This is a genomic window from Gammaproteobacteria bacterium, assembly GCA_034522055.1.
In the GTDB taxonomy this organism is placed as follows: Bacteria; Pseudomonadota; Gammaproteobacteria; order JAABTG01; family JAABTG01; genus JAABTG01.
In genome coordinates this window covers 703,547-728,181 of sequence record JAXHLS010000002.1, presented here as the reverse complement: position 1 = coordinate 728,181, position 24,635 = coordinate 703,547, and the positions used below count along the sequence as shown (strand labels likewise).

General features: G+C 65.4%; 24 protein-coding genes and 1 pseudogene. 12 read left to right on the top strand and 13 right to left on the bottom strand.

The genetic code is table 11. From position 1 onward, the window contains the following. The first annotated feature begins 209 nt into the window (after window positions 1-209). From U5S82_03520 to U5S82_03505, 4 genes and pseudogenes are all read left to right on the top strand, one after another. Entirely contained in the window at window positions 210-578 is a 369-nt protein-coding gene (locus U5S82_03520) for a hypothetical protein (protein ID MDZ7750729.1), read from the top strand. A gap of 99 nt (window positions 579-677) precedes the next feature. Further along, a pseudogene (locus tag U5S82_03515) lies at window positions 678-2,107 on the top strand (DDE-type integrase/transposase/recombinase). Window positions 2,108-2,113: 6 nt separating this feature from the next. After that, on the top strand, window positions 2,114-2,962 hold the full coding sequence (locus U5S82_03510) for an ATP-binding protein (protein MDZ7750728.1): 849 nt from the start codon (window positions 2,114-2,116) through the stop codon (window positions 2,960-2,962). A gap of 1 nt (window position 2,963) precedes the next feature. Next, window positions 2,964-3,152, top strand: a complete 189-nt coding sequence (locus U5S82_03505) for a hypothetical protein (protein MDZ7750727.1) — start codon at window positions 2,964-2,966, stop codon at window positions 3,150-3,152. 78 nt (window positions 3,153-3,230) lie between these two features. Here U5S82_03505 and U5S82_03500 read toward each other — a convergent pair whose 3' ends face one another. Further along, window positions 3,231-3,620 carry a hypothetical protein gene (locus U5S82_03500; GenBank protein MDZ7750726.1) on the bottom strand — a complete coding sequence of 130 codons (390 nt, stop codon included), beginning with the start codon at window positions 3,618-3,620 and terminating at the stop codon, window positions 3,231-3,233. Window positions 3,621-4,199: 579 nt separating this feature from the next. Then, complete coding sequence (locus U5S82_03495; GenBank protein MDZ7750725.1) at window positions 4,200-5,447, bottom strand: integrase arm-type DNA-binding domain-containing protein; 1,248 nt, start codon at window positions 5,445-5,447, stop codon at window positions 4,200-4,202. Between the two features lie 437 nt (window positions 5,448-5,884). Here U5S82_03495 and U5S82_03490 point away from each other — a divergent pair, with 437 nt between their 5' ends. Beyond that, window positions 5,885-6,178, top strand: coding sequence for an ADP-ribosyl-(dinitrogen reductase) hydrolase (locus U5S82_03490; GenBank protein MDZ7750724.1), 294 nt, complete (start codon window positions 5,885-5,887; stop codon window positions 6,176-6,178). Window positions 6,179-6,209: 31 nt separating this feature from the next. Beyond that, window positions 6,210-6,521 carry a hypothetical protein gene (locus U5S82_03485; protein MDZ7750723.1) on the top strand — a complete coding sequence of 104 codons (312 nt, stop codon included), beginning with the start codon at window positions 6,210-6,212 and terminating at the stop codon, window positions 6,519-6,521. A 129-nt stretch (window positions 6,522-6,650) separates the two neighbouring features. Here the strand turns inward: U5S82_03485 and U5S82_03480 are convergent, their stop codons facing one another. The 5 genes from U5S82_03480 to U5S82_03460 form a co-directional block, all read right to left on the bottom strand. Further along, a complete protein-coding gene (locus U5S82_03480; protein MDZ7750722.1) occupies window positions 6,651-7,439 on the bottom strand; it encodes a DUF6444 domain-containing protein in 789 nt (262 codons plus the stop codon). A gap of 8 nt (window positions 7,440-7,447) precedes the next feature. Beyond that, complete coding sequence (locus tag U5S82_03475) at window positions 7,448-8,122, bottom strand: DNA methylase (protein ID MDZ7750721.1); 675 nt, start codon at window positions 8,120-8,122, stop codon at window positions 7,448-7,450. A gap of 400 nt (window positions 8,123-8,522) precedes the next feature. Then, window positions 8,523-8,870 (bottom strand): type II toxin-antitoxin system PemK/MazF family toxin, encoded by a 348-nt coding sequence (locus tag U5S82_03470; protein ID MDZ7750720.1) that lies wholly within the window; start codon window positions 8,868-8,870, stop codon window positions 8,523-8,525. 5 nt (window positions 8,871-8,875) lie between these two features. After that, a complete protein-coding gene (locus U5S82_03465; GenBank protein MDZ7750719.1) occupies window positions 8,876-9,109 on the bottom strand; it encodes a ribbon-helix-helix protein, CopG family in 234 nt (77 codons plus the stop codon). Window positions 9,110-9,401: 292 nt separating this feature from the next. Then, window positions 9,402-10,205, bottom strand: a complete 804-nt coding sequence (locus tag U5S82_03460; GenBank protein MDZ7750718.1) for an ion transporter — start codon at window positions 10,203-10,205, stop codon at window positions 9,402-9,404. Between the two features lie 279 nt (window positions 10,206-10,484). On the opposite strand from U5S82_03460, the gene U5S82_03455 reads away from it, so the two are divergent. The 6 genes from U5S82_03455 to U5S82_03430 all read left to right on the top strand — a co-directional run bounded on the left by U5S82_03455 (window position 10,485) and on the right by U5S82_03430 (window position 16,348). Then, on the top strand, window positions 10,485-10,748 hold the full coding sequence (locus U5S82_03455; protein ID MDZ7750717.1) for a hypothetical protein: 264 nt from the start codon (window positions 10,485-10,487) through the stop codon (window positions 10,746-10,748). A gap of 16 nt (window positions 10,749-10,764) precedes the next feature. Continuing rightward, window positions 10,765-10,977: a hypothetical protein gene (locus tag U5S82_03450; protein MDZ7750716.1), complete on the top strand. Its 213-nt coding sequence runs from the start codon at window positions 10,765-10,767 to the stop codon at window positions 10,975-10,977. Between the two features lie 206 nt (window positions 10,978-11,183). Next, window positions 11,184-11,612: a hypothetical protein gene (locus U5S82_03445; GenBank protein ID MDZ7750715.1), complete on the top strand. Its 429-nt coding sequence runs from the start codon at window positions 11,184-11,186 to the stop codon at window positions 11,610-11,612. A 245-nt stretch (window positions 11,613-11,857) separates the two neighbouring features. Beyond that, complete coding sequence (locus U5S82_03440) at window positions 11,858-13,807, top strand: serine protein kinase (GenBank protein MDZ7750714.1); 1,950 nt, start codon at window positions 11,858-11,860, stop codon at window positions 13,805-13,807. A gap of 13 nt (window positions 13,808-13,820) precedes the next feature. Further along, complete coding sequence (locus U5S82_03435) at window positions 13,821-14,981, top strand: DUF444 family protein (GenBank protein MDZ7750713.1); 1,161 nt, start codon at window positions 13,821-13,823, stop codon at window positions 14,979-14,981. Continuing rightward, a complete protein-coding gene (locus U5S82_03430) occupies window positions 14,978-16,348 on the top strand; it encodes a SpoVR family protein (protein ID MDZ7750712.1) in 1,371 nt (456 codons plus the stop codon). The genes U5S82_03435 and U5S82_03430 overlap by 4 nt, the downstream gene beginning before the upstream one ends. A gap of 167 nt (window positions 16,349-16,515) precedes the next feature. Here U5S82_03430 and U5S82_03425 read toward each other — a convergent pair whose 3' ends face one another. The 6 genes from U5S82_03425 to U5S82_03400 all read right to left on the bottom strand — a co-directional run bounded on the left by U5S82_03425 (window position 16,516) and on the right by U5S82_03400 (window position 24,576). Beyond that, window positions 16,516-16,749: an ATP-binding protein gene (locus tag U5S82_03425; GenBank protein MDZ7750711.1), complete on the bottom strand. Its 234-nt coding sequence runs from the start codon at window positions 16,747-16,749 to the stop codon at window positions 16,516-16,518. A 148-nt stretch (window positions 16,750-16,897) separates the two neighbouring features. After that, a complete protein-coding gene (locus U5S82_03420) occupies window positions 16,898-17,260 on the bottom strand; it encodes a hypothetical protein (protein MDZ7750710.1) in 363 nt (120 codons plus the stop codon). Window positions 17,261-17,363: 103 nt separating this feature from the next. After that, window positions 17,364-21,104, bottom strand: a complete 3,741-nt coding sequence (locus U5S82_03415) for a translocation/assembly module TamB domain-containing protein (protein MDZ7750709.1) — start codon at window positions 21,102-21,104, stop codon at window positions 17,364-17,366. Window position 21,105: 1 nt separating this feature from the next. Then, window positions 21,106-22,878, bottom strand: coding sequence for an autotransporter assembly complex family protein (locus tag U5S82_03410; protein ID MDZ7750708.1), 1,773 nt, complete (start codon window positions 22,876-22,878; stop codon window positions 21,106-21,108). Between the two features lie 263 nt (window positions 22,879-23,141). After that, on the bottom strand, window positions 23,142-24,017 hold the full coding sequence (gene ubiA, locus U5S82_03405; protein ID MDZ7750707.1) for a 4-hydroxybenzoate octaprenyltransferase: 876 nt from the start codon (window positions 24,015-24,017) through the stop codon (window positions 23,142-23,144). Next, window positions 24,010-24,576 carry a chorismate lyase gene (locus U5S82_03400; protein ID MDZ7750706.1) on the bottom strand — a complete coding sequence of 189 codons (567 nt, stop codon included), beginning with the start codon at window positions 24,574-24,576 and terminating at the stop codon, window positions 24,010-24,012. The genes ubiA and U5S82_03400 overlap by 8 nt, the downstream gene beginning before the upstream one ends. Window positions 24,577-24,635 lie beyond the last annotated feature (59 nt).

Sequence of the window (24,635 nt, the reverse complement as noted above, 5' to 3'; positions counted from 1 at the left end):
GGTTACCAAGCCAGGAGACCCTGTAAGTGTGCCACGTCCTACTGCAAGATCCCGCTTTTTTTCATCTCCTTATCTCCATCGACCAAGAACTCGCCGCGACGACGCGGCTGCAGGGTTGCCGGGCGTGCGGGGGGCCACTGCATGTGGCGGACTATCCGCGTAAACCACGTGGCTGTCCGGCGGCGCTACAGGAGGCTTATTCCCGGCGTTTGAGCTTCACCTGCGGTCGCTGTGATCACCGCACGACGCCGCCGTCGGTGCGGTTTGCGGGCCGTCGTGTGTATCTGGCGGTGGTGTTTATGTTGCTCTCGCCGCCGGGCAGCGCTTCGGCTCGAACCGTGTGCGCTCGGTTGCGCATCGCGGCGGTCACGCTGAAGCGCTGGCGGGCGTGGTGGTGCACCACTTTTCCCGCGACACCGTTCTGGCGATCGACCTGCCAGCACTTCATGCCACCGGTGGCGATTCACCAGTTGCCGCAGAGCCTGTTGCAACGCTTCGAGGCGAGCGCGCTGAGCGATCGTCTGGTGCAAGCGCTGCGCTTCATTGCGCCCCTGAGCACCCGTGCCATGGTCAGGTAATTCGCGGGTTGCCCGCTACCCGCAGAGGATGTCGATAGACTGCCGATCAGGCACTTTGTAGCCTGCGTTCCCATCAACAAGGCCACGATGGGAGCGAGCATGAGCAACGAGGACGATCTACCGCAACGCGATCGTTGGGCGCGACTGCGCTTTGCGATCATCGGACCGCTGCTCGCCGCGCCGCCGGCCCCGGGCCAGTTGCGCGCCGCGCTGAAGGACTTGGCTGCGAAGACCTGGCGTCATCCGTTCACGGGGCTGGAGATGCGGTTCGCCGCCTCGACGCTCGAGCGTTGGTTCTACGCCGCCAGGCATGCCGCCGATCCAGTGCGGGCGCTGCGCAATCAGGTGCGGCGCGACATCGGCCGCTTTCCGAGCCTGTCAGCCGAGGCCGTGCAGGCGCTGACGACCCAGTACCGCGAACACCCGGGCTGGACCGCCCAGTTACACCATGACAACTTACGCGTGACCCTCGCCGACGCGAAGTCGCCCTCGTATCCGAGCGTGCGGCGCTATCTGAAAGCCCAGGGACTCGTGCGCCAACGAACGCCCAAGCGCGCCACTGACGGGGCGATGGCCGCCCGCGACTGGCTCGAACAGCGCGAAGTGCGCAGCTACGAAGTCGCGCATGTGCTGCAGCTCATGCATCTGGACTTCCATCACGGCTCGCGCAAGGTCCTGACCCGCCGTGGCGAGTACGTCAAACCGCTGCTGGTCGGCTTCATCGACGATCGCTCACGGTTCTTGTGCCATGCCCAGTGGTACACGAACGAGCGCACCGAGGAGCTGGTCCACGGCCTGTGCCAGGCCTTGCAAAAGGTCGGGTTGCCGCGCTCGCTGATGACCGACCGCGGCGCGGCGATGATCTCGGCCGAGTTCACCGCGGGGCTTCATCACCTGGGTATTGTGCACCTGCCAACGTTGCCGTATTCGCCGCATGTGAATGGTAAGCAGGAGAACCTCTGGGGCCGCGTCGAAGGGCGCCTGCTCGCCATGCTCGAGGGCGAACCGAACCTCACACTCGAGCAGCTCAACGTGGCGACCCAAGCCTGGATTACCCGGGAATATCATTGCACCGTGCACAGCGAGCTCGGCGAGACACCGCTCGATCGCTTACTCGCCGGCCCCAACGTCGCGCGCGAGTGCCCGGTAGCGACGACTTGCGCGCCGCCTTCCGCCTCGAGGTCAAGCGCAAGCAACGCCGCTCTGACGGCACCGTCAGTCTCGACGGCCAGCGCTTCGAGCTGCCGTCGCGCTATCGTCATCTGAGCGAGGTGCACCTGCGCTATGCCCGCTGGGACTTGAGCCGCGTCGACCTGGTCGATGCGCGCACGGGCACCATCCTCTGCCCGGTGCGCCCGCTCGATAAAACGGCCAACGCCGACGCCCTGCGCCGGCGCGTCGAGCCGACCCACCCAGCGCCGAGCGCCGCGACCAACACCGGCATCGCACCGCTGATGAAACAAATGATCGCCGACTACGCCGCCACCGGCCTGCCGCCGGCCTATTTACCCACCAACGAGAAGGATTGACCCCGCATGAACCAGAAACTCCTGGCGCTCTATGGCCTCAAATGGAACCCCTTTACCCCCGACGTGCCGACCGAAGCGCTCTATGTGCCGCCCCAGATCGAGAACTTCTGCTGGCGTATCGAGCAGGCGCACCTGCGCGAGGGCGGCTTCGCGCTTGTCCATGGTGATCCCGGCTCCGGCAAAAGCGTCGTCATGCGACTGCTTGCCGAGCGCCTCTCACGCCTGACGGACTTGTCGGTCGGCGTCATCCACCATCCGCAAAGCAACTTGAGCGACTTCTACCGCGAGCTCGGTGACATCTTCGGGATCGCCATGCGCATGAGCAACCGCTGGGGTGGCTTCAAGGCGCTGCGCGCCCGCTGGCTCGACCATCTCGGCTCCGCCAATCGACGCCCCGTCATCCTCATCGACGAAGCCCAGGAAATGACCCCCATGGTCTTGAGTGAGCTGCGCCTGCTGGCCAGCGCACGCTTCGATTCCCAATCGCTCCTGTGCGTGGTGCTCTCTGGCGATGCTCGCCTGCTCGACAAGCTGCGCCGCGAGGAACTCATCCCCTTGGGCTCGCGCATTCGCACACGCCTCGCCACCGGCGTCGCAACCCGTGAAGAGCTCCTCGCCTGCCTCGAACACCTGCTCACCACCGCCGGCAACGCCGGCCTCATGACCCAGGAACTGCGTCACACGCTCGCCGATCACGCCGCAGGCAACTACCGCATCTTCATCAGTATGGCCGCCGAACTGCTCATGGCCGCCGCGCAGCGCGACATCACCGTGCTCGACGAAAAACTCTATCTGCAGGTCTTCGCTGCACCCGCAACGCAACCGCCTCGACGCAGCGCCGCTGGAGTCCGCTGACATGCACGACGATGCCGATCGCTTCGCCTTCCCCGAACTGCCCGACGAAGCCGTCGTTGCACTCAATGAGTTCCTCGAAGACTTCTATACCGCCTTCCAAAACCACTACTTCATACAAATACACCGCTGGTACCACGACCAGCGCCCCCACGATAACCAACTGACCCTGCCCTTCGACCCCTCGTCCTGATCTGTGCGTGTGACCGCGGCGGCAACGCCGCCCTCACCACTGTCGATGGAACCATCACCAATCGTGAAAATCAGTCCATCAAATCGGGTGACCGCTCTCAGGTAATGCGCCCGCCCTCACCGGACGCGGTGCAGCCGGAAGCGGCGTGTCCAGATCCGGCGAAGCCGTATGCGGTATTTCGGAGACGATGTAGGTGCCGCCCCGCATGCGGCCTTGGTTGTCGCGATTGCGATCGAAGGCCACGTAACCTGCTTCCCGCAGCTCACGCAGCAGCGCATAGATACCGTCCCGACCAAGATTGCCGCGCTTTTTAAGATCGTTGACTAATACCTTCCAGTCGTCCGGCCGCGACAGCAGGTAGGCGAGCAGGCCGCGCGCGGCCCAGGAGAGACGGGTGTCCTCCACCGCGGCCTGATCGACGATGACGAAGCGATGGCGGCGCGCGGCGCGGCGGATGGTCTGGCTCATGGGACCTCGGCGCCGCTGATGATCACCGCTACCTGGTTCGACCCTCGGTACGAGCCCGCCCTCACAGTCCAATCAACGCGGCGATTGCGGCGTCCGCCTCATTTTCAGGTGTAACGTTCTTCTTGCCGAGCTTCCTCGGCTTGGGCAGTTTGCCGTCCCGGCGCAAGCGCCAGAGGGTCATGCTGGAGCATCCGCCGAGCTTCTCGCGTAGCTGTCGGTCGGTGAGTAGTCGGTGCATAGTGTGTCTCCCGTCAGAACTCGATATGGACGGGTACGATGCTAAGTCCACGGTGGCAGGGTGTCGGCGGAAAACCCTGTCAACCGGGGGCGCGGTTATCGGCAGGACGAGTAATCAGGCCGCTCGGCGACCTGCTTCAGCAGGGGACGGACGCGACGCTCGAACGCGCGTCGCCGCTACTTAGGTGTACTCACCCGCATGCCGGGTGGTGTGGGAGATGTCGGCCAGGTGATCTGGCCGCCCCTATCCCGATTCGCTGCTTCCTGTACTCTTTCCGCCAGCGCGGCAGATCGGAGCCGGGGTACTGGCTAGGGTCGGTCCAGTCGGGGATGGAGAGCGGTTCAACCATGGCGAAGCTCCACAACCTCGGCCGGCTCAGGCGCGCCGGTGATGCGCTCCAGTTGCGCGTTCCACTGGCACAGGGCCTCGGCGATCTCCTTCACATAGCGGTAACGGTTGTAGACGCGGGCGACGCCGGACACCTGGCCGCTACGGTGGTTCAACAGGGCCTCGATGATGTGGGGTGGGGTGCCCATCTCGGCCAAGCGGCTTGCAACCGTGCGGCGCAAGTCATGGAAGCGCCACGGCGCTACCTCGGGCCACCTGGCGGCATCGCTCTGGTGCATCTCCTTCAGGCGCTCGTCCAGGACACGCTTCGCCCTGCTGAACCCGCTAACCGGCGTCTTGCCGGCGCGCCCGCTGAATACAAACGGTCCCTTGAAGCCGGGCAGGGCGTCCAGTTCCGCGCGGGCCATGGCCGGTAGCGTCACCATGTGGGGGGTACTGTTCTTCGGGTCGGGGATACTCCACAAGGCGCCGTCCAGGTCCTCGTGGCGCATGTGCGCGGTCTCACCCTCCCGCTGCCCTGTGGCGGCCAGGAGGCGCACGAACGGGCCGAAGGGATAGCCCAGTTCTCCGGCGGCCTCCCAGATGGCGGCCAGCTCACCGTCTGTCAGTACCCGGTCCCGGGAAGGGATCTTGGCCGGCAGCTTGAGCCCCGCAATAGGAGAGGCGGGCAGGATGCCGCGCTGAACCGTCCAGTTAAAGAACGCGGCCAGGATGCGGTGAGTCAATGCGGCCTGCGCGGGGTGCCCGCTCCTTAGGTGGTCCTCGATGATATCCAACACGTGGCGCCGAGTCAGTTTTGTAATCGGCTTGCTGCCCAGCTTCGCCTTGACGCGATTCAACTCGCGCTCGTAGCTGGCGGCCGTGCGGGGCTTCAACTTCACTTTGCAGTGGTAGGTCACATAGTCGGCCACCACGTCATCGAAGCTCTCCCGCGCGCCGTCGGGGATGGTCTCCGAAGGGCTCTGCCGCGGATCGTCGCCCTCGGCAACCTTGGTCATGGCCGCGCGGGCCGCCGCGCGCGCCTCGGCAAGCTTCACGCCCCGGCCTTCCGTCTCGGAATAATCCCCCAGGAGGAGCCGGGACTGTCTGCCGTTCACCCGGTAGAACACGAAGAAGGTCTTTCGCCCCTTGGTATTCACCCGCACGCCGAACCCTGGAAGCAGAGTGTCGAACACGTCAACGCGCCCCGCGGAGGGCGGCGCCAAGTGGGTAACAGTCTTGTCGGTGAGCCGTTTTTTCATAATCAGTCGCCCCAAGTGGGTAACAAGTGGGTAACAAAACGGGCTGTTTTTTGTTGTTATACGCCGATGTAGTTAGTTAGGCAAAAATGGCGTAACAGGTTGAGAAATAAAGGCGTACTTCTGGAATCGTGTTAGGGGGTGTTACCCAAAGAAAGGCCTCGGCTAATTATTTGTAATCAGTAGGTCAACGGTTCGAATCCGTTACTCGGCTCCATAAAATCAATAAGTTACGAGAAAATAAATAAGAATGCCCTGAACGGGCTACCAAGCGGGCTACCATTGTGGGCTTGGCTCGGTTTTGAAACAAAGCTACTGGCAAGAAATGCGGTGCTCCGCATGCTTCAGACCTCTGCAATGGAATTTTACTTGATTTAAGTGGTCCTTTGTATATACGCTGTATACACACAGCCGCTTCTTACTAAGGGACTGTCAGAAACATGAGACTCGAGATTTTGTCTCGAGTAAAGGAAAAACTCGCCAAGAAGAAGCGGCCAGTCACGGAGGAAGAGATAGTTCAATGTTTCGCCAACCGTACTGGCGTCTACCTGATCGACACACGAGAGGAACATGCGTCTGACCCACCAACGCGATGGTTCGTCGCGGAAACTGATTTTGGTAGGAAACTCAAAGTGGTGTTTATCCCGAAGAACGGCGCCATCATTATTCGAACGGCCTACGATCCGAACTCGGATGAGATCCGGATTTTCAAGAAGCACGGCCAACCCAATTAGCCAGCAAGCCAACCAAGAAAGGTTAACCGAAATGACTAGCAAGAATGTCGCGAAATTGGTGCAAGACGATCCCTGGGAGTCAGGAGAGCTAGGTCGCGACGAAGAGCATGTGGCTGTGGCAACAGATAGCATTGAGGAGCAAATCAATGATTCACTGGGTTTGCAGCCAGTGTCCATTCGTCTACAAAAAACCCTGATCGACGAATTCAAGATGATTGCCAAGTACCACGGAATCGGGTACCAGCCTCTCATGCGCCAGGTCCTGACCCGCTTTGCCGAATGTGAAAAGAAGCAAATCTTGAATCAATTGTTGTCGGAGCGTGAAAAAGAAGCGGAAGCATAAGGGGCTGTCGCATCGGCATTGAGCAGGTATAGGGCCCGCTTCGGCCGGCCGTTTGTTTTCTCCGGTCTGGTGAGCGCGTAGTCGTCGACGGAGGCAGGGTTGGCGCGGTGGTGGCGCGGACCGAGGTGGTCACTGCCACCCGTGCTGCAGCCAATCAGCAGTGTCGCGGTGGTGCTGCATACCACATGCAGCCATTTCCGTTTTCCACCGATGTTGATGCCGGTCTCGTCGGCATGGAGCAACGGGGCCTTTGGCAGCGCTGTTTTCACCCAATCCTCGAACGGGGCCAGCCTCTCGTACACCTCCTTGTTGAAGTTGTAGATGCTGCCGGCACTGAGCGGTATCCCGAACTGATCGGCAAAATGCTCCTCGATCCGCTTGTAGGGGAGGAGTTGGAAGCTGGACATGTAGACCGACTGGATCTTGACCCCCGGAGGCATACTGGGTCTTGACCTTCACATGCTCCGGGAAGGGGGCGACCACGCGCCGTCCCCGTTCATCTTCCAGAATCTCGGCCTGATATTCCGTGACCACTCGGGAGATCTGGATATCGAATACCTGGCGGCGTTCATAACCGATACAGCGGAAGGTCCCAGCGGTGGGAAGCGTGGCCCGATCGACCTTGAGCGACTCGACATGGTCCGGATCATCGACCAGTTCCAGGTGATTGCCGCTATGGCCCTTTTGGCCGCCGGGGGAGTTGTTGCCGTTGTTGCGCTTTTTCTTGCGGTTGGGGTCGCTGGACGGGGGCTTGGAGCTGTTGCCGCTATTGAGTCCCAGCCGGTTCAACAACACCGTGGTCAGGGTCAGCAACAACTCCAACGATGCCCGTAGCGCCGGCGAGAGGTTCTTCTCCTCCTCGAGCTGGCGTTTGACCGCCGCGAGGGTCTTCTCGACCGGGATGTTGTCGATCGTCATTGGCCGGGTTACTCGAACGTCTCGCCCGCTTCCACGGCCATGATCGAGGACAGTACCGCCAGGCGTTCAGCAGGGGGCATGGCCTGATAGCGCCGCCCCCAACTCTGCGCCTTGCGTTTGACGTTCTGGCGGTGGGTGAAATTGCGCCCCGCATAGGCGGGCCAGTGCACTCGATCCGGGGTGAAATTGAACCACAGCTTCTCGGTTCTGACCCCGGCCTGGTTCATCACCTGCAACTCCAGGCTACGCCACTGCCCCAGCAGATCGTCGTAGAGCGCCGATGGGTAGCCGGAGAGGATCACCGAACAGGGCAGTGACTTGAGCAGTTCCAGCAGCTCAACATGATCTTGCTCCTCGTACTCGAAACGGTAACGACGTTTAGAACTGCGGGTGTGGTGCAGATACGGCGGATCGCAGTAGAGCAGTTCCCGGCCCTGAAAGTCGAAGGCGCCGAGAAACTGATGGGCGCAGCCACACACCTTCTCGACCGGATAGTCACACTCAAAGCGGGCCAGTGCAGCGGGATCGCGATCGATGGCAATATTGCGCAACGTCGGCGGCTTGCGCTGCATGATCGCGCCACCCCCAAGATGGGTCTCGATGTAGGTGTCGTGGGGCGGCATCAGGGCAATGATCGGCTGGCACAGACCTGAAGTCGCTTTGGAACCAAAGTAGCTGCCCATGACCGCGGCTCATTCTCAAGTAGAGGATGGACCGCAGCATAGGTGGAGCTTCCTACGCTGTCAAGAGTTGACGTGGGCGGTTCTTGGTTCGGAGAATAGGGTCATAGCTTGGTTCTGTCAGGTGCGATGGTGAAGTACCCCTGAATAGTTACGGGGACGGAGGGATTAAATATTAATCCCTCCGTCCCCCTTTTCTCTTTTCCTCCGGCCCGGCGCGCCCATGCCGTGCGTCCCCGCACTACCTCGACAGAGGAGAGGTTAGAGCTCAGTCGTGGCGATTGGGCAGTCGCCAATTTTGATGAAGGGTTCTGATATGCAATCGTTGGGGGGTGACGATCCACGAAAGCGTGCGCAGCAGAGCGGGGCGTGCCAATCACCCGCTTGATGCTTTGCTTCTGGCTCAATCGAGCCCCATCACAATACACCAGTAGGTTTCCACCTCGGCCAGTTCATGTTCGGTCAGGACCGTCAGAATCTCGTCCATGAAACGACGGTTGTCGATGGTTCTCGTCTGATCCAGCATGATGTCCGAATCGGCATCGAGGGCATCACGCGCATTCAGGCGGTAGCGCAGTGGCGCGGCGGCGTCGAGTAACTGCGTCGTCAGGGGCAGTACCGTCGTGCTGGGATGTCCGGCTTCGTTCAGCAGATCGCTCTGCATGACAAGGCAAGGGCGGATCTTGCCGGGTTCGGTGCCTTTTGAGGGATTGAAATTGGCCAGATAGATCGCGCCGCGCTTGACCGGCATTCTCGTTACAGCCCGTCAGCGCTGGCTGCGTCGAAATCGTCGTCGGCCTGTTTGACCTGGGCGCGCGTCTTCAGGGAAGCATCGCGCAACTGCCGTCGCAGCGCCTCGCGCTCCAGCTCGTGCTGGTAACGGCGTACCGCATCGCGGATTACCCCGCTGCGCGTGGTCTTCATGCGCCGCGCGAGCCGCGTGAGCAGCGCATCGAACTCCCGGTCGGCCCGGACAGTGATCGTCTTCATCGTATGTACACCCGTAGTACGGTCTGCAGTATATGGGGCGGGACACCGCCGGGCAACCGCGTCCTGCCGCGAGTTGGTGTGCAATTTGAATAGAACAAGTGAGAGAACGACTTGAGATCGGCGCGAATCGGGAGAGAAAGGCATTTCAACTAGACACGATCTGGATACGGTGCCTTCGTAAAAGAAAGGGGACCAAGAAAGGGGACGGGGGAAAAGGGGACGGAGGGATTAGATATTAATCCCTCCGTCCCCTTTTCCCGGGATGGCAAAACGCAACACCTGATCCCGAGGTTCAGCGGTCGTTCCGCTCCAGCTGTTGTTGCAGTCGTTCGAGTTGCGCCTGGATGTCCCGAAGGGTGGGTTCGTGCTGTTCCTCCGCCTTCATCTTGAGCAGCTTTTCGTTCTCCGCGTTCATCACGTTGACGACGATGCCGATGACCATGTTGAGGAACGCGAACGCGGTGAAGAAGATGAAGCTCAGATAGTAGAACCAGCTCCAGGGGTGTACCGTCATGGTCTCGTACATCACGTCGGTCCAGTCCTCGAAGGTCATCACGCGAAACAGCGTGAGCATCGAGATCGCGATGTCACCCCAGAGGGTCGGATTGATCGACTCGAACAGCGTGGCGCCGATCGCGCCATAGATGTAGAAGATGATGAACATCAGCAGGATCACGTAGCCCAGCTGGGGCAGTGCTTTCAGCAGCGAGGTGAGCAGCATGCGCAGTTCCGGCACGATGGATACCATCCTCAATACCCGGAATACCCGCACCAGGCGCGCGACCAGAGCCATATCGCTGTTTTCGATCGGGATCAGGCTGACCAGCACGACCAGCGTGTCGAACAGGTTCCAGGCGTTGTAAAAGAACCTGCGCTTGTTGGGCTCGGCAATGAAACGGATGCCGATCTCGGCGAGAAAGATGACCGTGACCAGTACATCCAGCCAGCCGAGCAACAACTGACTGGTCGGTGGGAGTTCATAGGTCTTTACGCCGACCAGCAGCGCCGAGGCAATGATCACCGAGACGACGAAAAGCTCGAAGGCCTTGTTACTGCGCACCCGCTCGAAGGACGCCTGAATCGCAGAGCTGTTCACCTTGAATCGCACCTGTTGTCTGGAGGAAGGGAAAGGAAGATTGACCCGAATCGGCCCATCAGTTGGTCGATGGTTACCCGATGAGGCCGGAGTCTAGCGCGCAATTGTTCGGCTGCGAACGACCCGCACGCCGTCTGGCGGGGAAATCCTCACAGCAGAGATCTGGGGTCAGAGATCTTGGGTCACAGAGATCTTGCGTAAAAAGGGGACGGAGGGATTAATCTTTAATCCCTCCGTCCCCTTTTGGACTCCGTCCCCTTTTGGAGGTCGTCATAAACCATGTGCACCCGCTACATCACCCCTGACCGCAGGGCCATGGAGGCCTACGTCTCCCATGTCCCGTCCTGGTGGCGACAAAGCTTCGATGTCCGCATCACCAAGGCTGGGGAAACTTGGCTGTTCGGTGAGGTGGAAGAGGTCCGGGAACTCGTCGGGCCGTGCCCCGACGCGTGGCTCGAGGCCTACCCCGTGGCCCGCAACCTCGGCGACGTGCCTGAGCAGATGGAGCCGGCCGGGGCAGCCGGCGAGGCGGGGGGGCCGTGAGGGTCGTCCCCGAGGCTTGACCTTGCTGGGCGGCGAGCTGATCCGGCGAAGGGACGAAGATCCCGAGTTGAAGAAGCAAACGGTGGCGGCACTGCTGGCGGCTTTCGTCGATGGCGAAGGCGGACCGCTGGTGTGGCCGCAGACCAGCGAATCCGCGCAAAAGGAGTTCGACGTGACGTGCCGGAAGCTGCACCGCTTCCTGCTCACCCACGTTCCGGCATTTCACTGAGGCGTCGGGCAAGCTGCGCGTTCCGGGGGCGGGCCCGCAAGGGGCCGCTGGCACGGGCCGGCGGGAGGCAAAAGCCGCAGCGCTCGGGAGTGGATCGCCACCGCCATGGCTTATATGCTCAGGCCGAGCCCACGGTATCGGCTCGCCAGTCGACCGCCCGCCCCTGGGGCCCGGTCATGGGGCTCATCTCAAACGGAGAGTCGTCAGTGCAGGAGTCGGAGCCGCGGGAACCCGGCGAGTTGGTCTGTTCCAGGACGTCCCTGGCCTTGACGGTGACGGTGCGCATCCTGGGTTTGCTGTTATTGGTGTGCGGCCTGTGGGCCCTGGTGACGGTGCTGTTCGAGGCCGTGGGGCTCTATCGTGACCCCGGCCGCATCGAGGCCATGGTGGTCACCATCGAGCGGGCCGCCGGCCTGCCCACCATGGATATTTCCCGCAACGCCGGGCCTTCCCAACTCGGTGCGGACGGGCCGTCACCGCCTGCCACCTTGGCCTTCCGACCCGCCTACTTCCTTGGCTGGTTCCTGGCCATCCTGCTGTTCCTGGTCATCGGCAAGCTGGCGGACTGGCTGCTTTCCCGCGGCCTCGCCCTGGTCTCCTTTCGCTGTGGACGGGGAGGGGCCGGCCAGGCCTGAGTCCTGCGGGCGTGGCGGGTCCTGCGCCGCCCCTATTCATCGCCATTCCTCCCCCCCGATACACCACCCACATCGTCCTCCCTGTTCCTCACTGTGGGCACTGGTTGGCACATCCGTTTCTACCGCCATGGAACATTTGTCCCTTCAGGGCAGACTAAACTAACTACTATCTTGTGTCGTAAGGCAGAGAAGGACCCCTGTCCAACACACGTGTCGGGGGAATCGTTCAAGTCGCCGGAGGTGCCATGGCCAGCATGACGCAGGACACGAACACGCGGGCTCATTTCGTCGAGTCCCTCACGAGTTTCACCCAGCAACACCGGGCGAAGCGCTGGGAGGGGACGTTCCAACAGTTCCTGGAGGACGTCCTGGCGGACCACGCCGACCAAGTGTCCCGTACTAGCCACGAGTACGTGTGGGACATGCTGCGCTGGTATGCCGGCCGCGAGGAGCAGGAGGGCGAGGAGGCCACGCCCTACGCCCTGTTCTCCCGGGAACTCTATGGCATCGACGCCGCCCTCGAGCGGGTGGTGGAGTATTTCAAGGCCGCCAGTGCGGGGTCCGAGGTGGGCAGGCGCTTGCTGCTGCTGCTGGGGCCGCCCTCCGGCGGCAAGTCCAGCCTGGTGATCCTCTTGAAACGCGGCCTCGAGGAATACAGCCACACCGACGAGGGGGCGCTGTACGGCCTCCAGGGCTCGCCCATTCACGAGTCCCCCCTGCTGCTGGTGCCCCACAGCCTGCGGCCAGAGTTCCGCGAGGCCTATGGTGTGGACATCAAGGGCGAGTTGTCGCCCCACAGCAAGGCGCGCCTGGAGCAGGAGTTCGACGGCGATTTCATGCGATTCCCGGTGGAGCGTATCTTCATCTCCGAGGCCGATCGCATGGGGGTGGGTACTTATGCCCCCCATGACCCCACCACGGCGGATATCGCCGATCTGGTAGGCTCGGTGGACCTGTCCAAGGTGGCGGAGTACGGCGACGAGGGGGATCCGCGGGCGTGGTCCTGGTCTGGCGCCGTCTACGCCGCCAGCCGCGGCATGCTGGAGATGATCGAGATCCTCAAGGTGAAGCGGGAGTTTCTCTACCTGCTGCTCACCCTGACCCAGGAGAAGAACGTCAAGGTGGCGCGTTTCCCCCTCATCCATCTGGACGAGACCATCGTCGCCCACACCAACCTCGCGGAGTTCCGCAAGTTCCTGCAGGAGAAGGAAAACGAGGCCCTGCTGGACCGCATGGTCATCATCCAGGTGCCTTACGCCCTGTCCTACGTCGAGGAGGCGCGCATCTACCACAAGCTTATCTCCAAGGCGGCGGCGTTTCGCGACGTGCACCTGGACCCCCACGCCCTGCGCACGGCGGCCGTGTTCGCCATCCTCACCCGCCTGCAGAAGCCGGAGCGGGCCGATCTCGACCTCACCAAGAAGCTGCGCCTGTACGCCGGCGAGGACGTGGAGGGGATACCCGGGGGCGAGGTGGACCGCATCAAGGCGGAGTCCAGCGAGGAGGGCCTCACGGGGGTCAGTCCGCGTTTCGTACTCAACGCCCTGTCCAGCGCCATCACCCGCAGCGAGGTGGCCAGCCTCACCAGCATGGAGGTGTTGCTGGCCATCAAGGCTTCCATCGAGTCCGACGCCCGCATGGACCCCAAGCAGAAGGCCCAGTGGGTGGATTTCCTGGTGACCGCCCGCAAGGACTTCTACAACCGCTGGGTCAAGGAGGATGTCCACAAGGCCCTGTTCGCCTCCTTCGAGAGCGAGGCCCAGGAGCTGCTGGACAAGTACCTGGACGAGGTGGAGGCGGCCCTCGACCAGCGGGAGGTCACGGATCCCATCACCGGCGATACCCGGCCGCCGGACGAGCGCTTTCTGCGCTCGGTGGAGGAGAAGATCCGCATCTCCGACTCGGGCAAGGGCTCCTTCCGCCAGGAGGTGGTGCGCAAGGCCATGATCGCCTTCAAGAAGGGCGAGAAGTTCACCCTCGACAGCCACGCCCGCCTGCATCGCGCCATCGAGCAGTACCTGTTCGAGGAGCGCCGCGATGTGCTGCGGCTGGTGGCCTCCTCGGCGCGGCCGGACGACGACACGGCCCACAAGATCTCGGTGGTGCAGGAGCGCCTGGTGAACGAGTACGGCTACGACGAGCACAGCGCCAAGGAGGCCCTCAACTACGTCACCACCCTGTTGTCCCAGGAATGAGGTCAAAGACACCATGTTGATCCACGGCGGCAGGCAGGACGAAGGCGGCGGACAGGGCTGGTACGACCTGTTCTCCCGCGCCGCCCGCGACTGGCTGCGCCACAACGAGAAGGTGCGCGAGGCGGTGCGCGGCGGCCTGCCGGACCTCATCTCCGAGGCCGGTATCCTCACCGGCAGCGGTGGGCGCACCGTGCAGGTACCGGTGCGCCTGCTGGAGCACTACCGTTTCACCCTCGACGACTCCGATACGCGCAGCGGCGTGGGGCAGGGCGAGGGCGAGCCCGGCGACATCCTGCGCCCCGGCGAGCCGACCCAGGGCCGGGGCGGCCGCAAGGGCAGTGGCGAGGGCGGTGGCGGCATCGAGATGGTCATCGAGCTCAAGGTGGACGACATCGTGGACTGGCTGTGGGAGGAGTTGCAGCTTCCCAACCTCAAGCCCAAGGACGGCAAGGTGGAGGAGGACGACTACATCCGCAGCGGCTGGGACCGGCGCGGGGCGCGGGCGCGGCTCGATCGGCGGCGCAGCCTCAAGGAGGCCATCAAGCGTCGCAGCGTGGTCACCGAGGGGCCCATGTTCACGGACGACGACCTGCGCTACCGGCAGCTGGTCAAGAAGCCGCGGCCGTCCACGGATGCCGCCCTCATCATGATGATGGACGTCTCCTCCAGCGTCTCCGATGCCGACCGCCGGCTGGCCAAGACTTTTTTCTTCTGGGCCCTCCAGGGCCTGCGCCGCCAGTACCGCAACATCGACACCGTGTTCATCGCCCACACCACCGAGGCCTGGGAATTCAGCGAAGAGGAGTTCTTCCAGGTGGCGGGCCAGGGGGGCACCGTGGCCTCCAGCGCCTTCGGCCTGGCGGAGGCGGTGATCGCCGAGCGTTTCAATCCGGACCGTTACAACCTCTATCTTTTCTACGCCTCGGACGGCGAGAACGCCCGCACCGACGAGGTGGCCAGCATGGAGGCCCTCTACCGGCTGGTGGACGTAGCCAACTTCATCGGCTACGTGGAGACGGGGCGCGGCATCAATCTGCCCCTGGAGACCGAGACCGGCAGCCAGTTCCAGCAGCTCGCGGCCGAGGGGCTGGCCGCGGTGGGCTACCCGCTGCGGGACGAAGGGGACGTGTGGAAGGCCATCCGCGCCTTCTTCCGGCAGCAGCAGGCGGCATGAAGGCCATGCACGACCAGCTCGAGCGCTATACGACGCAGCTGGAGGCCCTGGCCCGGGATCAGGGCCTCGATTACTATCCCGTCGATTTCGAGCTGGTACCCGCCAGCTTCATGACCGAGGTGGCCGTCTACGGCCTGCCGGTGCGCATGCCCCACTGGTCCTTCGGGGTGCGCTATATCCACCAGTACGTGCAGCACCGCATGGGCCATTCGCGCCTGTTCGAGGTGGTGTTTCCCGGCAACCCCGGGCGTGCCTATCTGTCCGAGAACAACAGCGTGGAGGAGAACACCCTGGTGGTGGCCCACGTCCTCGGCCACGCCGACTTCGCCAGGAACAATGCCCTGTTCGCCGCCAGCCAGCGCCAGGTGGGCTATGACATCGTGGACCTGGCGGCCCAGCGCGCCAAGCAGATCGCGGGCTTCATCGAGGCCCACGGCGTGACCGCGGTGGAGGCGGTGTTGGATGCGGCCCTGGCTCTCGAGCCCCATATCGATGTCAATCATCCCCTGCGCCGGCCGCCCTATCCGGAGTATGTGGAGGACGCCCCGAAGGGGTCTGGCGACGGCTTCCACAGCCGCTTCGCGACCCTGCCGGGCGAGGCCGCGCCGGCGCCGGCGCGCCAGCACCGGCGGGCGCCCGTGCCGCCCCACCCGGAACTGGACCTGCTGTGGTTCATCGCCAACTACGGCGGGCAGATGGAGGACTGGGAGCGGGACATCTTCCTCATGGTGCGGGAGGAGTCGTTCTACTTCCATCCCCTCTTCTCCTGCCAGATCATGAACGAGGGCTGGGCCTCCTACTGGCACGCTCGCCTGTTGCGGGAGGCGGACTTCCTGCCCCAGCATCTGTATCTGGAGGCCATCAAGACCCATTCCGACGTGGTGCGCCCCTACGCCGGTGACGACCAGACGGCCCTGGCCATCAACCCCTATCACGTGGGCTTCGTACTGTGGGAGCGCCTGGTGGAGGAGCAGGGCCTGGAGGCGGCGCGCCGGGTGATGTCCTGCGAGGACGACTTCGGCTTCCTACGCAACCATCTGGACGAGGCCCTCGCCCGCGAGTTGCGCCTGTTCCGCTACCAGGCCCGCCGCAACGGCGAGATCGCGGTCACGGCCGCCGATCTGGACGACCTGGTGGAGGAGATCCTGGCCCCCAGGTTCAACTTCGGGGCGCCCCGTATCGCGGTGGCGGAGCTGGGCAACGACGGATCCCTGATCCTGGAGCACGACCATCGCACGGACGGCCGGGGGCTGGACCTGGAGCGCTCTGCCAAGGTGTTGGAGTACATCCAGCGGGTATGGCGGCGGCCGGTGGTGCTGCGCACCGTGGACGGCGACGGCGCGGAGCGCATCATCGAGAGCCGTTGACGGGGGCGCCGGCTATCCATAGCCGGGAGCCCTCCCCCCGCTGAGTGGGGGAGGGCAGGGTTCTATCTCGAACAGGTGATTGGCCCGACGCCTTTCCCCCGCCCATCCTCCCCCGCTGCGCGGGAGAGGGGACAAGGTGTGCCCGTTGGGCACGGTGGGTTTATGGGCTACAGGCCGATGAGTTCGGCATGGACCCCGCTGTTCTTCACGGTGCCGAGGATCTCGCTGCTCTTGATCCGCTCCGGGTCGTACTCCACCACCATCAGGTGGGGCTTCTCGTCGTGGCTGACCGCGGCCATGACGCCGCTGAGGCCGAGAAGCTTGTCTGTCAGGGCCGCGCGCACCTCCGCGCTCACGTTCTCATCGATATGAACGGTTACATCCACCATGTTGTCGCTCATTGGGGTCTCCTAATCTTTATCTGGCGTGGTGCCTGGGCACCGTACAGGGTCATTCTCCCATTAGCAGTCTAGGCCGCCGGCCACGGTTTTGACATGTCCCCGGACAAGTAATAACCGCACGGCGACGCCGGCCATGGTCGCACGAGGCTCAATTGGGCGGGTTCCGCCGTGGTTCCGTGGCCAGGGCCCGCAGGAATGCCTTCTCCTCCTCGGACAGCACCTCGGTGGCGTGGATGGCCCTGCGCACCCGCACCTTGCCGTTGCGGCGGTCCAGGGCCCGGCGATCCTCACTACGCCGTTCGCTCGCGCGCCGGATGGCGGTGCGGCGCTCGGCACGCCGCCGTTCGAGGGGCAGGACGTCGAAATCAATGGGATGGACGGCCGCCGAGTCGGCCCGGCGGTCGCCCTGGCGGCGCTCTGCCACCCGTCGCTCGGTCCAGCGCCGCCCGTCGCTGCGTCGCCGCATCTGGCGGCGACCGTCGGCGGGTCGTTCGTTCCGGTAGTCACGCATGCTCTGGGACGTTCAGTGGTAAACAGGGTTTATTATTTTACATGCGACCCTCTAACCATAGGAAATGTTTCGATAAAAGTGATCCCCGTCGCGGACTCCCCGGTCAGCGCTCGAGCTGGTAGTAGATATCCAGGGCCTGCTCCGTGCCGGAGCGGCTCTCCACTTCGATGTGCTCCGTGAGACGCAATTTGAGGATCACTTCGCCCACCGTGTCCAGCACGCCCTGGCTGTAGCTCAGATACAGATTGGGGTTCAGGTATTTGCCCAGGATCACCGAGCTGTCGGCTATGCCGTTGGCCCCGCCCTCCACCCGCAGCTCGTCCAGGCCCAGCCGCTGGCCGATGTCCTGCAGTACCGGGGCGCTGCGGCTCAAGCCCATGGACAGGGCGGCGGCGGCCATGTCCAGGCCCTCCTGCTGGCCGGCCTGATCCAGCCCCCGCCCGGTGACCAGGTAGGCCAGGGCCTCGGCATCTGACGAGGCGGGCTCGGTGTAGATGCGGGGGCGCGGATTACTTACCGGGCTGTTAATGGCGAGAAAGGCCTTGACCCGGCCATCGTTGGAGGTACGCACGGCCCGCAGGTCCAGGGTGGGATTCTCCACCGGGCCGTTGAACAGCAGACGGCCCTGTTCCACCCGAAGATCCTGGCCGTAGGCCTTGTAGGCGCCATCCACCAGGTCGATGCGCCCATACAGTTGGGAGCCCTCGGCGCCCACCTTCGCATCCAGGTTGCCGGTGAGGCCGGTGGTGAGGCCGAAGCCCTTGAAACGTACCTCGTTGCCCAGGACCACGTTCACGTCGGCGGTGAGTCGTGGCGGCGCGGAGTCAGCCGTGGGCCCCGTGTCCTCCTGCTTCTCTACCACTACGGCGTCGTCGGAGACCTTTACCGCCGAGGGGGGCAGCTCCTTCAACTCGATGCGCGCCCGGGGTACGGTGAGGCGACCGCTCAGGTGGTAGCGGCCGCTGCCCCTGATGCGCAGATCGGGAGACACCACGACGCCGATGTCAGGCAGGTCGGCGGCCTGCACCCGCTCGCCGGTGATGGTGAGGTCGATGCCGGGGCCGGGGGCGGCGAAGGGGTCCACGCTGCCCGCCAGGTTCAGGGTGCCCTCGCCGGAGCGCAGGCTGCCCGCCAGGGCGAAGGGTCCGCTGCCGTCGCCCTCCAGCATGATGTTCATATCCCGCAACTCCAACCCCACCGCCACGACGTCGCTGCGGCCGTCCGCGAGTTCCAGCCGGCCGTCGAAGCGGGGTGCCTCCAGGGTGCCCCCAACGGCGACATCGAGAGCCAGGCGGCCGTCCACCTCGGCGAGGGCCGGCACGAAGCCGCTCACCAGGGCCAGGTCCGGCAAGTTGGCGTCGATGCGGCCCTTCAGGGCCGGTCGTTCCCCGGCCCCGAGGCGGATGCGGGCCTGCAGGCCGCCGTCCTCGGCGAGGCGCAGGCCGGCCTCGGCCGTGCCGCCGTCGGGGCCGTAGCGGGCATCCACCCGTACATCGCCGAAGGGCACCACGAGGGGCTCATCATCGCCGGTGGCCACGGTGAGGGTGCCATCATCCGAGCGCAGGCTCAGGGTGGCTGCGGGTGCCGCAACGGGGCCGGCGATGCCGAAGTCACCGTGCAGGTCCCCCGCCAGCCGAGTCTCTGGGGGCAGTGCGACGGCCAGCCAGGCCAGGGGCAGGCCGGCCAGGGTGCCCGCCACGTCCATCTCGCCGCCCTGGCGCCAGGCGCCGCCGGCACACAATCGGGCGTCCTCCCGGGTCAGGCACAGGGGCCCGGTGTCCACCGCCTCGGGGGACAGGGTCAGGGCCACCGCCTCGGCCAGGGTCCAGGGGCCCGGGATGGGGGCATCCAGGGCCAGGGTGGTGAGTTCACCGCGCCAGCGTTCCCCATCGAGGCCGCCGCGGGCGGCCAGCTCCAGGCTGCCTGCCGGGCCCGTGGCGTTCACGGTGATGAGATGGTTTTCGGGGGTGCCGTTAATGATCGCCGCGAGGTCGTCGATGCGTTGACCTCCCCCGGCCAGGCCGGCGGCCTCGAGGCGCAGATCGGCGCGTTCGCCGGTCCAGGTGGCGGCGAGGTCTAGGCGCTCGGCGGCGTAGGCCTCGAAACCGACGCCCCTGGCGGTGAGTTCGGCCTGCAGGGTGGGGGCGGCGGGGGTGCCGCCCACCCGCCCCTCGCCCTGGATGTTGCCCCGCAGGCCCGGGTAGACGGCGGCGAGATCCGGGGCCTGGATGGCGTAGTCGAGGTTCAGTCGTTCCCCGGCCTCGCCCGTCAGGGTCAGCCGGTTGTCGCCGGAGGCCACGACGAACCCGTCGGTGGCGGCGCGGCCGGCCGCGTATTCGAGGGTACCGCGGGCCATCACCGGTTGGTCCCGCAGGCGTCCCTCCAGCCGCTGCACGGCGACGGTGGCGGTAGGCCCTGCCGGCGGCAGGCTGCCCGTGCTGCCGATGCGCGCGTTCAGCCGGCCCGGCCACTCGGGCAACAGGCCCCGGGGATCGATGCCGTCCGCCTCCAGGGTCAGGTCCCAGCGCATATCCGCCTGGGGCCGCAGCTCCCCCGCCAACCGCACCTCGCCGTCGAGGCCGGCGATGGTGGTGTCGATGGTGGCGCGGTCGCCGGCGTAACCGAACTCGCCGCCCAGGGCGAGGGGCAGATCCCGCAGCTGGCCGGCGAGGCGCTCCACCGTCACCGTGGCCTGGAGGCCGGTGGCCGCCACGATGCCTGCGCTCTTGAGGGTGCCGGAAAGTGCGCCCGGCCAGTCTGCCACCATGGACCCGGGGTTCAGTCCGGCCACCGCCAGCGCCAGGTCCCAGTGGGGTTCCGGCGACCAACCGGCGCTGCCGCTGACGGTGAGAGTCCCCTCCAGGGCCTGGAGGCGGGCGTCGAGATCGCGAAGCCCTGCGGTATCGCCCCTGGCCGTGAAGGAATCGACGCGTAGCGTCGGCAGGTCCGGCCCCCCCAGGGTGGCGGTGGCGTCGAGGGCGTAGTCGCCGGCGCTGCCCTCGAGGTGTGCCTTCAGGTCCTCCACGGTCATTTCCGCCGTGCCCTCCAGGGGCCAGCCCAACCTTGCGGCGTCCAGGGTGAGGGCGAACCGCGGCTCCGCTTCGGTGAGGTCCAGCCGGGCCTCCACGCCGGCCTCCACCGGGGCGGTGGTGCGCAGGGTCAGGATGGGCTGCAGGGCGGGGCCGGCGATATCGAGGCGGGCCGCCAGCAGACCCGCCTCGGGGATCGGCACGGTGGCCGTGAGGCCGCCATCCAGGGTATGGGGGGCCTTCGTCGCGAGGCCCAGTTCGCCCGTCACGGTGGCGCCCTCGCCGCGTATCTCGATGTCTCGAAGGGTCAGTCCTTCGGGGTCCAGCCGGGCCGTGAGGGTCAGGAGTTCGAGACGCCGGGACGGCTCCCCGGCGATGTGGAGGTCCTCCACCCGCAGCTCGTCCACCTGGATGGCCAGGGGCAGGGCGATATCCGGCAGGGTAGGGGGCGCGGCCGGGGGCGCCGGCTCGCCGCCGGGTTCGAGGTGATAGCGGATGCCGGTGGCGCTGAGGGCCGTGATGTGGAGGCGGCCCTCCAACAGGGCCAGGGGCCGCCAGGCGAGGCCCAGGCGGTCCACGGTGAGTTCGAGGCCGGGGGCGTCGATGCCGAGCCGGTGCCATTGGAGGTCGCTCGCCAGGGTGCCCTCCACTCGCTCGAATGTGACCTCGATGCCGTGGTCGCCGGCCAGGCGGGCCGCCGCGCGCAGCAGCCAGTGGCTTCCCGTCTCGCTGGTCACCAGCCAGGCCGCCGCCACGAAGGGCAGGAGGATCGCCACCACCACGGCCATGAGGGCCCAACGCCAGCGCCGGGTCATGTCAGAGGTCGACCCCGAGGCCGAAGTGGATGCGCCACTCGTCCTCGGAGGTGTCGTCGGGGAAGGCGATGTCGAGGCGAATACGGCCCACCGGCGAGTACCAGCGCAGGCCCCCGCCATAGCCCTGCTTGACGCGGATGTCATCGGTATCGAAGGCGTTACCGGCATCCACGAAGGCCGCTCCCCACCAGTCTTCGTTCCACAGGGGATGTTCGTACTCGATGCTGGCGGTGATGAGGTGCTTGCCGCCCACCACTTCGCCGTCGCTGTCCCTGGGGCCGAGGCTCTGGAAGGCATAGCCCCGCACGCTGTTGTCGCCGCCGGCGAAGAACCTCAGGGAGGCCGGCAGATCGGCGAACTTCGGGGTCAGGGTGGTGCCCAGGTCGACGCGCCCGGTCACGCGTCCCCAGTCGGCGAAGCGGTAGATGCCCTTGGCATTGGCCTTCACCTGGAACAGGGACGTGCTGGAGAGCAGGGCCTCGTGGGTGCCCTGGAGTTCCAGGCCCAGGCGGTAGCCGCGCCGGGTGCGCAGGGGGTCGTCGGCCTCGGTGCGGTTCCAGCCGATGCCGGGCAGCACGAAGTTGGAACTCACATCCTCGTTGCCGATGTCGGAGCGCTCGCTGAGGACCTTGATGAAGCGGCTGTGGTTCCAGGGACCCACGCGCCGGCTGTCGAAGAAGCCGAGATTGACGCTGTCGCTGGTGAAGCTGTCGGTGTTGTCGTGTTCGAAGGCCCCGGTGAAGCGGTAGTTCTGCTTATGGGGGTCCTTCCCGGGGATGCGGTATTCCGCCGACAGGGTGGATATCACCGGCGACAGGCGCACGTCGGTGGAAAAGCGATGGCCGCGACGGTTGATGTAGCGGTTCTCGTAGCCGGCGGATACCCGCGGCCCGCTGTCCGTGGCGAAACCCACGCCGGCCCGCCAGGCGTGGCGGGACTCGCGGGTGAAGTTGACCTCCACCGGTATGCGTTCCCCCGTCGCCTGGTCCCGCAGGGGCCGGACCTCCACACCTTTGAAATAACCGGAATTGCTGAGGTTGCGGTCGAGGCTCACCAGGGCGCTCACCTCATAGGGAGCATCCGGGTCGTAAGCGCCGAGGCGGCGTACGAAGCCTTCTTCGAGGGGCTGTTCGCCGAGGCGCAACTCGCCGAAGCGATAGCGGGTCCCGGCGGCGAAGTCGATGAGGATGTCCGCCGCCTGCTCGGCCTTGTGGATACGCAGGGTGCTGCGGGTCAGGCGGGCGTCGAAATAACCCCGTTCCAGGGCCAGGCTGCGCAGGCCCGCCTTGATGGCTTCGTAGCGACCGTGATGCAACTGATCCCCCTCCTTCAGGGGCAGGTCGGCGAGCAGGTCCTCGAAGGCCGGATCGTCGCGGGCATCGCCGTCGAGGTCCACGGTGACGGTACGCACGCGCACCGGTGGGCCCGGGTCGACGGTAACGGTGGCCAGCCAGCAGTCGCCGCCGGTATCGAGCTCCTTGCGGATCTCCGCCTCGTAGTAGCCGAGGGCATGGAGGGCGGGCCGGATGTCCTCCTCCACGGCGGCGTAGAGCCGGCGCAGGTGTCCCGGCCGGGTCTCGCAGGACGCCTCGGCGAGGCGCAGGTGAAGGCGCAGGTTGTCTTTCAGCACGCCGTCGCCGCCCGTGACCTCGATCCGCGTCTCGGCGCGCGCGGGGACGGGCGACAGCCCCCCGAGGAGGGCGGCGGCGAGGGTCATGGGCAGGACGAGGGGATAGCGGGCGGGGCGCATGTTAACGTGAAAATCGCGAAGCACAATCTCCCCCTCTCCCTCTGGGAGAGGGATGGGGTGAGGGAACTCTCATGGCGATACGCGCTCTTCTTTCATCATCTCGGGCGGTGCGTATCGCCATGAGAGTTAGGGGAAATCCACCAATATTTGCTCAAGAATACACGGCCCCGCTTTTCCTGCAACCGACAAGAAGTGTCGAAAAAGCCTCTGTGTTCCATCCCCGGCGAGGTCGGTGCGCGCCATGCCATGTCTGCGAGGACCCGGCCCGAGGCCGGGCCCCGGGGGCCTCAGGCCAGCAGGTAGTGAAGGAATATGCCGCCGAAGACGGCGGCGCCGAACCAGCTGTTGTGCAGGAACGCCGCGAAGCAGCGTGCGGGCTCGCGGTGGCGGATCATGGCCTGCTCGCGGATGGCCAGGCCCGCGGCCACCACCAGCCCGGCATAGTACCAGGCGCCGAGTTGGTGGAGCTGACCCACGATCCCCAGCAGTACCAGCACCATGGCCTGGAGGACGCCGATGATGAGGCGATCCATGCCGCCGAACAGCACGGCGGTGGATTTGATGCCGATGCGCACATCGTCCACCCGATCCACCATGGCGTACATGGTGTCATAGGCCACCGTCCACATCACCGCCGCCCCATACAGCAGCCAGGCCTCGAAGGGCGGCAGGGCGTCGGTATGGGCGGTATAGGCCATGGGGATGGACCAGCTGAAGGCCAGCCCCAGCACCAGCTGCGGCAGGTGGGTGATGCGCTTGAAGTAGGGATAGATCGCGGCCAGTAGCACCGCCACCAGGGACATGGCCACCGTGAGGGGATTGAGCAGCAGCACCAGGGCGAAGGCGAGGGCGCACAGCACGGCGAACAGCACCAGGGCCTCCCGGGGCGTCACGGCGCCGCGGGCCAGGGGGCGGTCGCGGGTGCGCGCCACATGGCCGTCGAAGTGGCGGTCGGCGTAGTCATTGATGACGCAGCCCGCCGAACGCATGAGGAAGACCCCCGCCACGAACACCAGCAGCACCACCGGGTCGGGGTGGCCCGCGGAAGACAGCCACAGGGCCCACAGGGCGGGCCACAGCAGCAGATAGGTGCCGATGGGCCGGTCCACCCGCATGAGGCGGCCATACTCCCGCAGCCGGCCGGCAAGCCCGGGATCAGGCATGGGGCCGGCCGGCCTCGGCGATGGCGGGAGCGAACACCTCCGTCACCAGCAGGGGATGTCCGCGCAGGCGAAAACGGGAACGCCGGCTCCACAACTCCACCCCCTCCGGCAGGTCCAGAGCCTGGCGGGTCAGGCGGTAGAGGGCCAGGGCCGGAGTCAGGCGGGTGAACTCCATGGCCTCCCGCACCACCGACGGGCTGGTGAAGAGGATATCCGCCAGGGGCCGGGTGCCCAGGCTGGCCAGCCGGCGGAAGGGGCCCGTCAGGGTGGCGCGGGGGATCACACTGTGGGCGAACACCAGACGTCGCTCGCCGCATTGCAGACGCACCTGCCGCACCAGTGCCTTGTCGTGGGGCCCCAGGCCCAGCAGAGGGGGCTCGTCCCGGAAGGGCCGGCGCCAGCCGTGGCGCAACAGTCCCACGGCCACCTCCTCGCCACACAGACGGGCCAGCCGGCGGGTCAGGGAATGGGGCTCGTAGACCCAGGGTCGCAGGGCGGCGGGTATCCGGGAATGCACCAGGACGCGATGGCTCCAGTTGGGAGTCGGGCCGGCGATCATGGTGTGGTGGGGAGTGGGAAAACGGCGGTCACGGGGTGTGCGCGGGGCTCCGGGGGCGG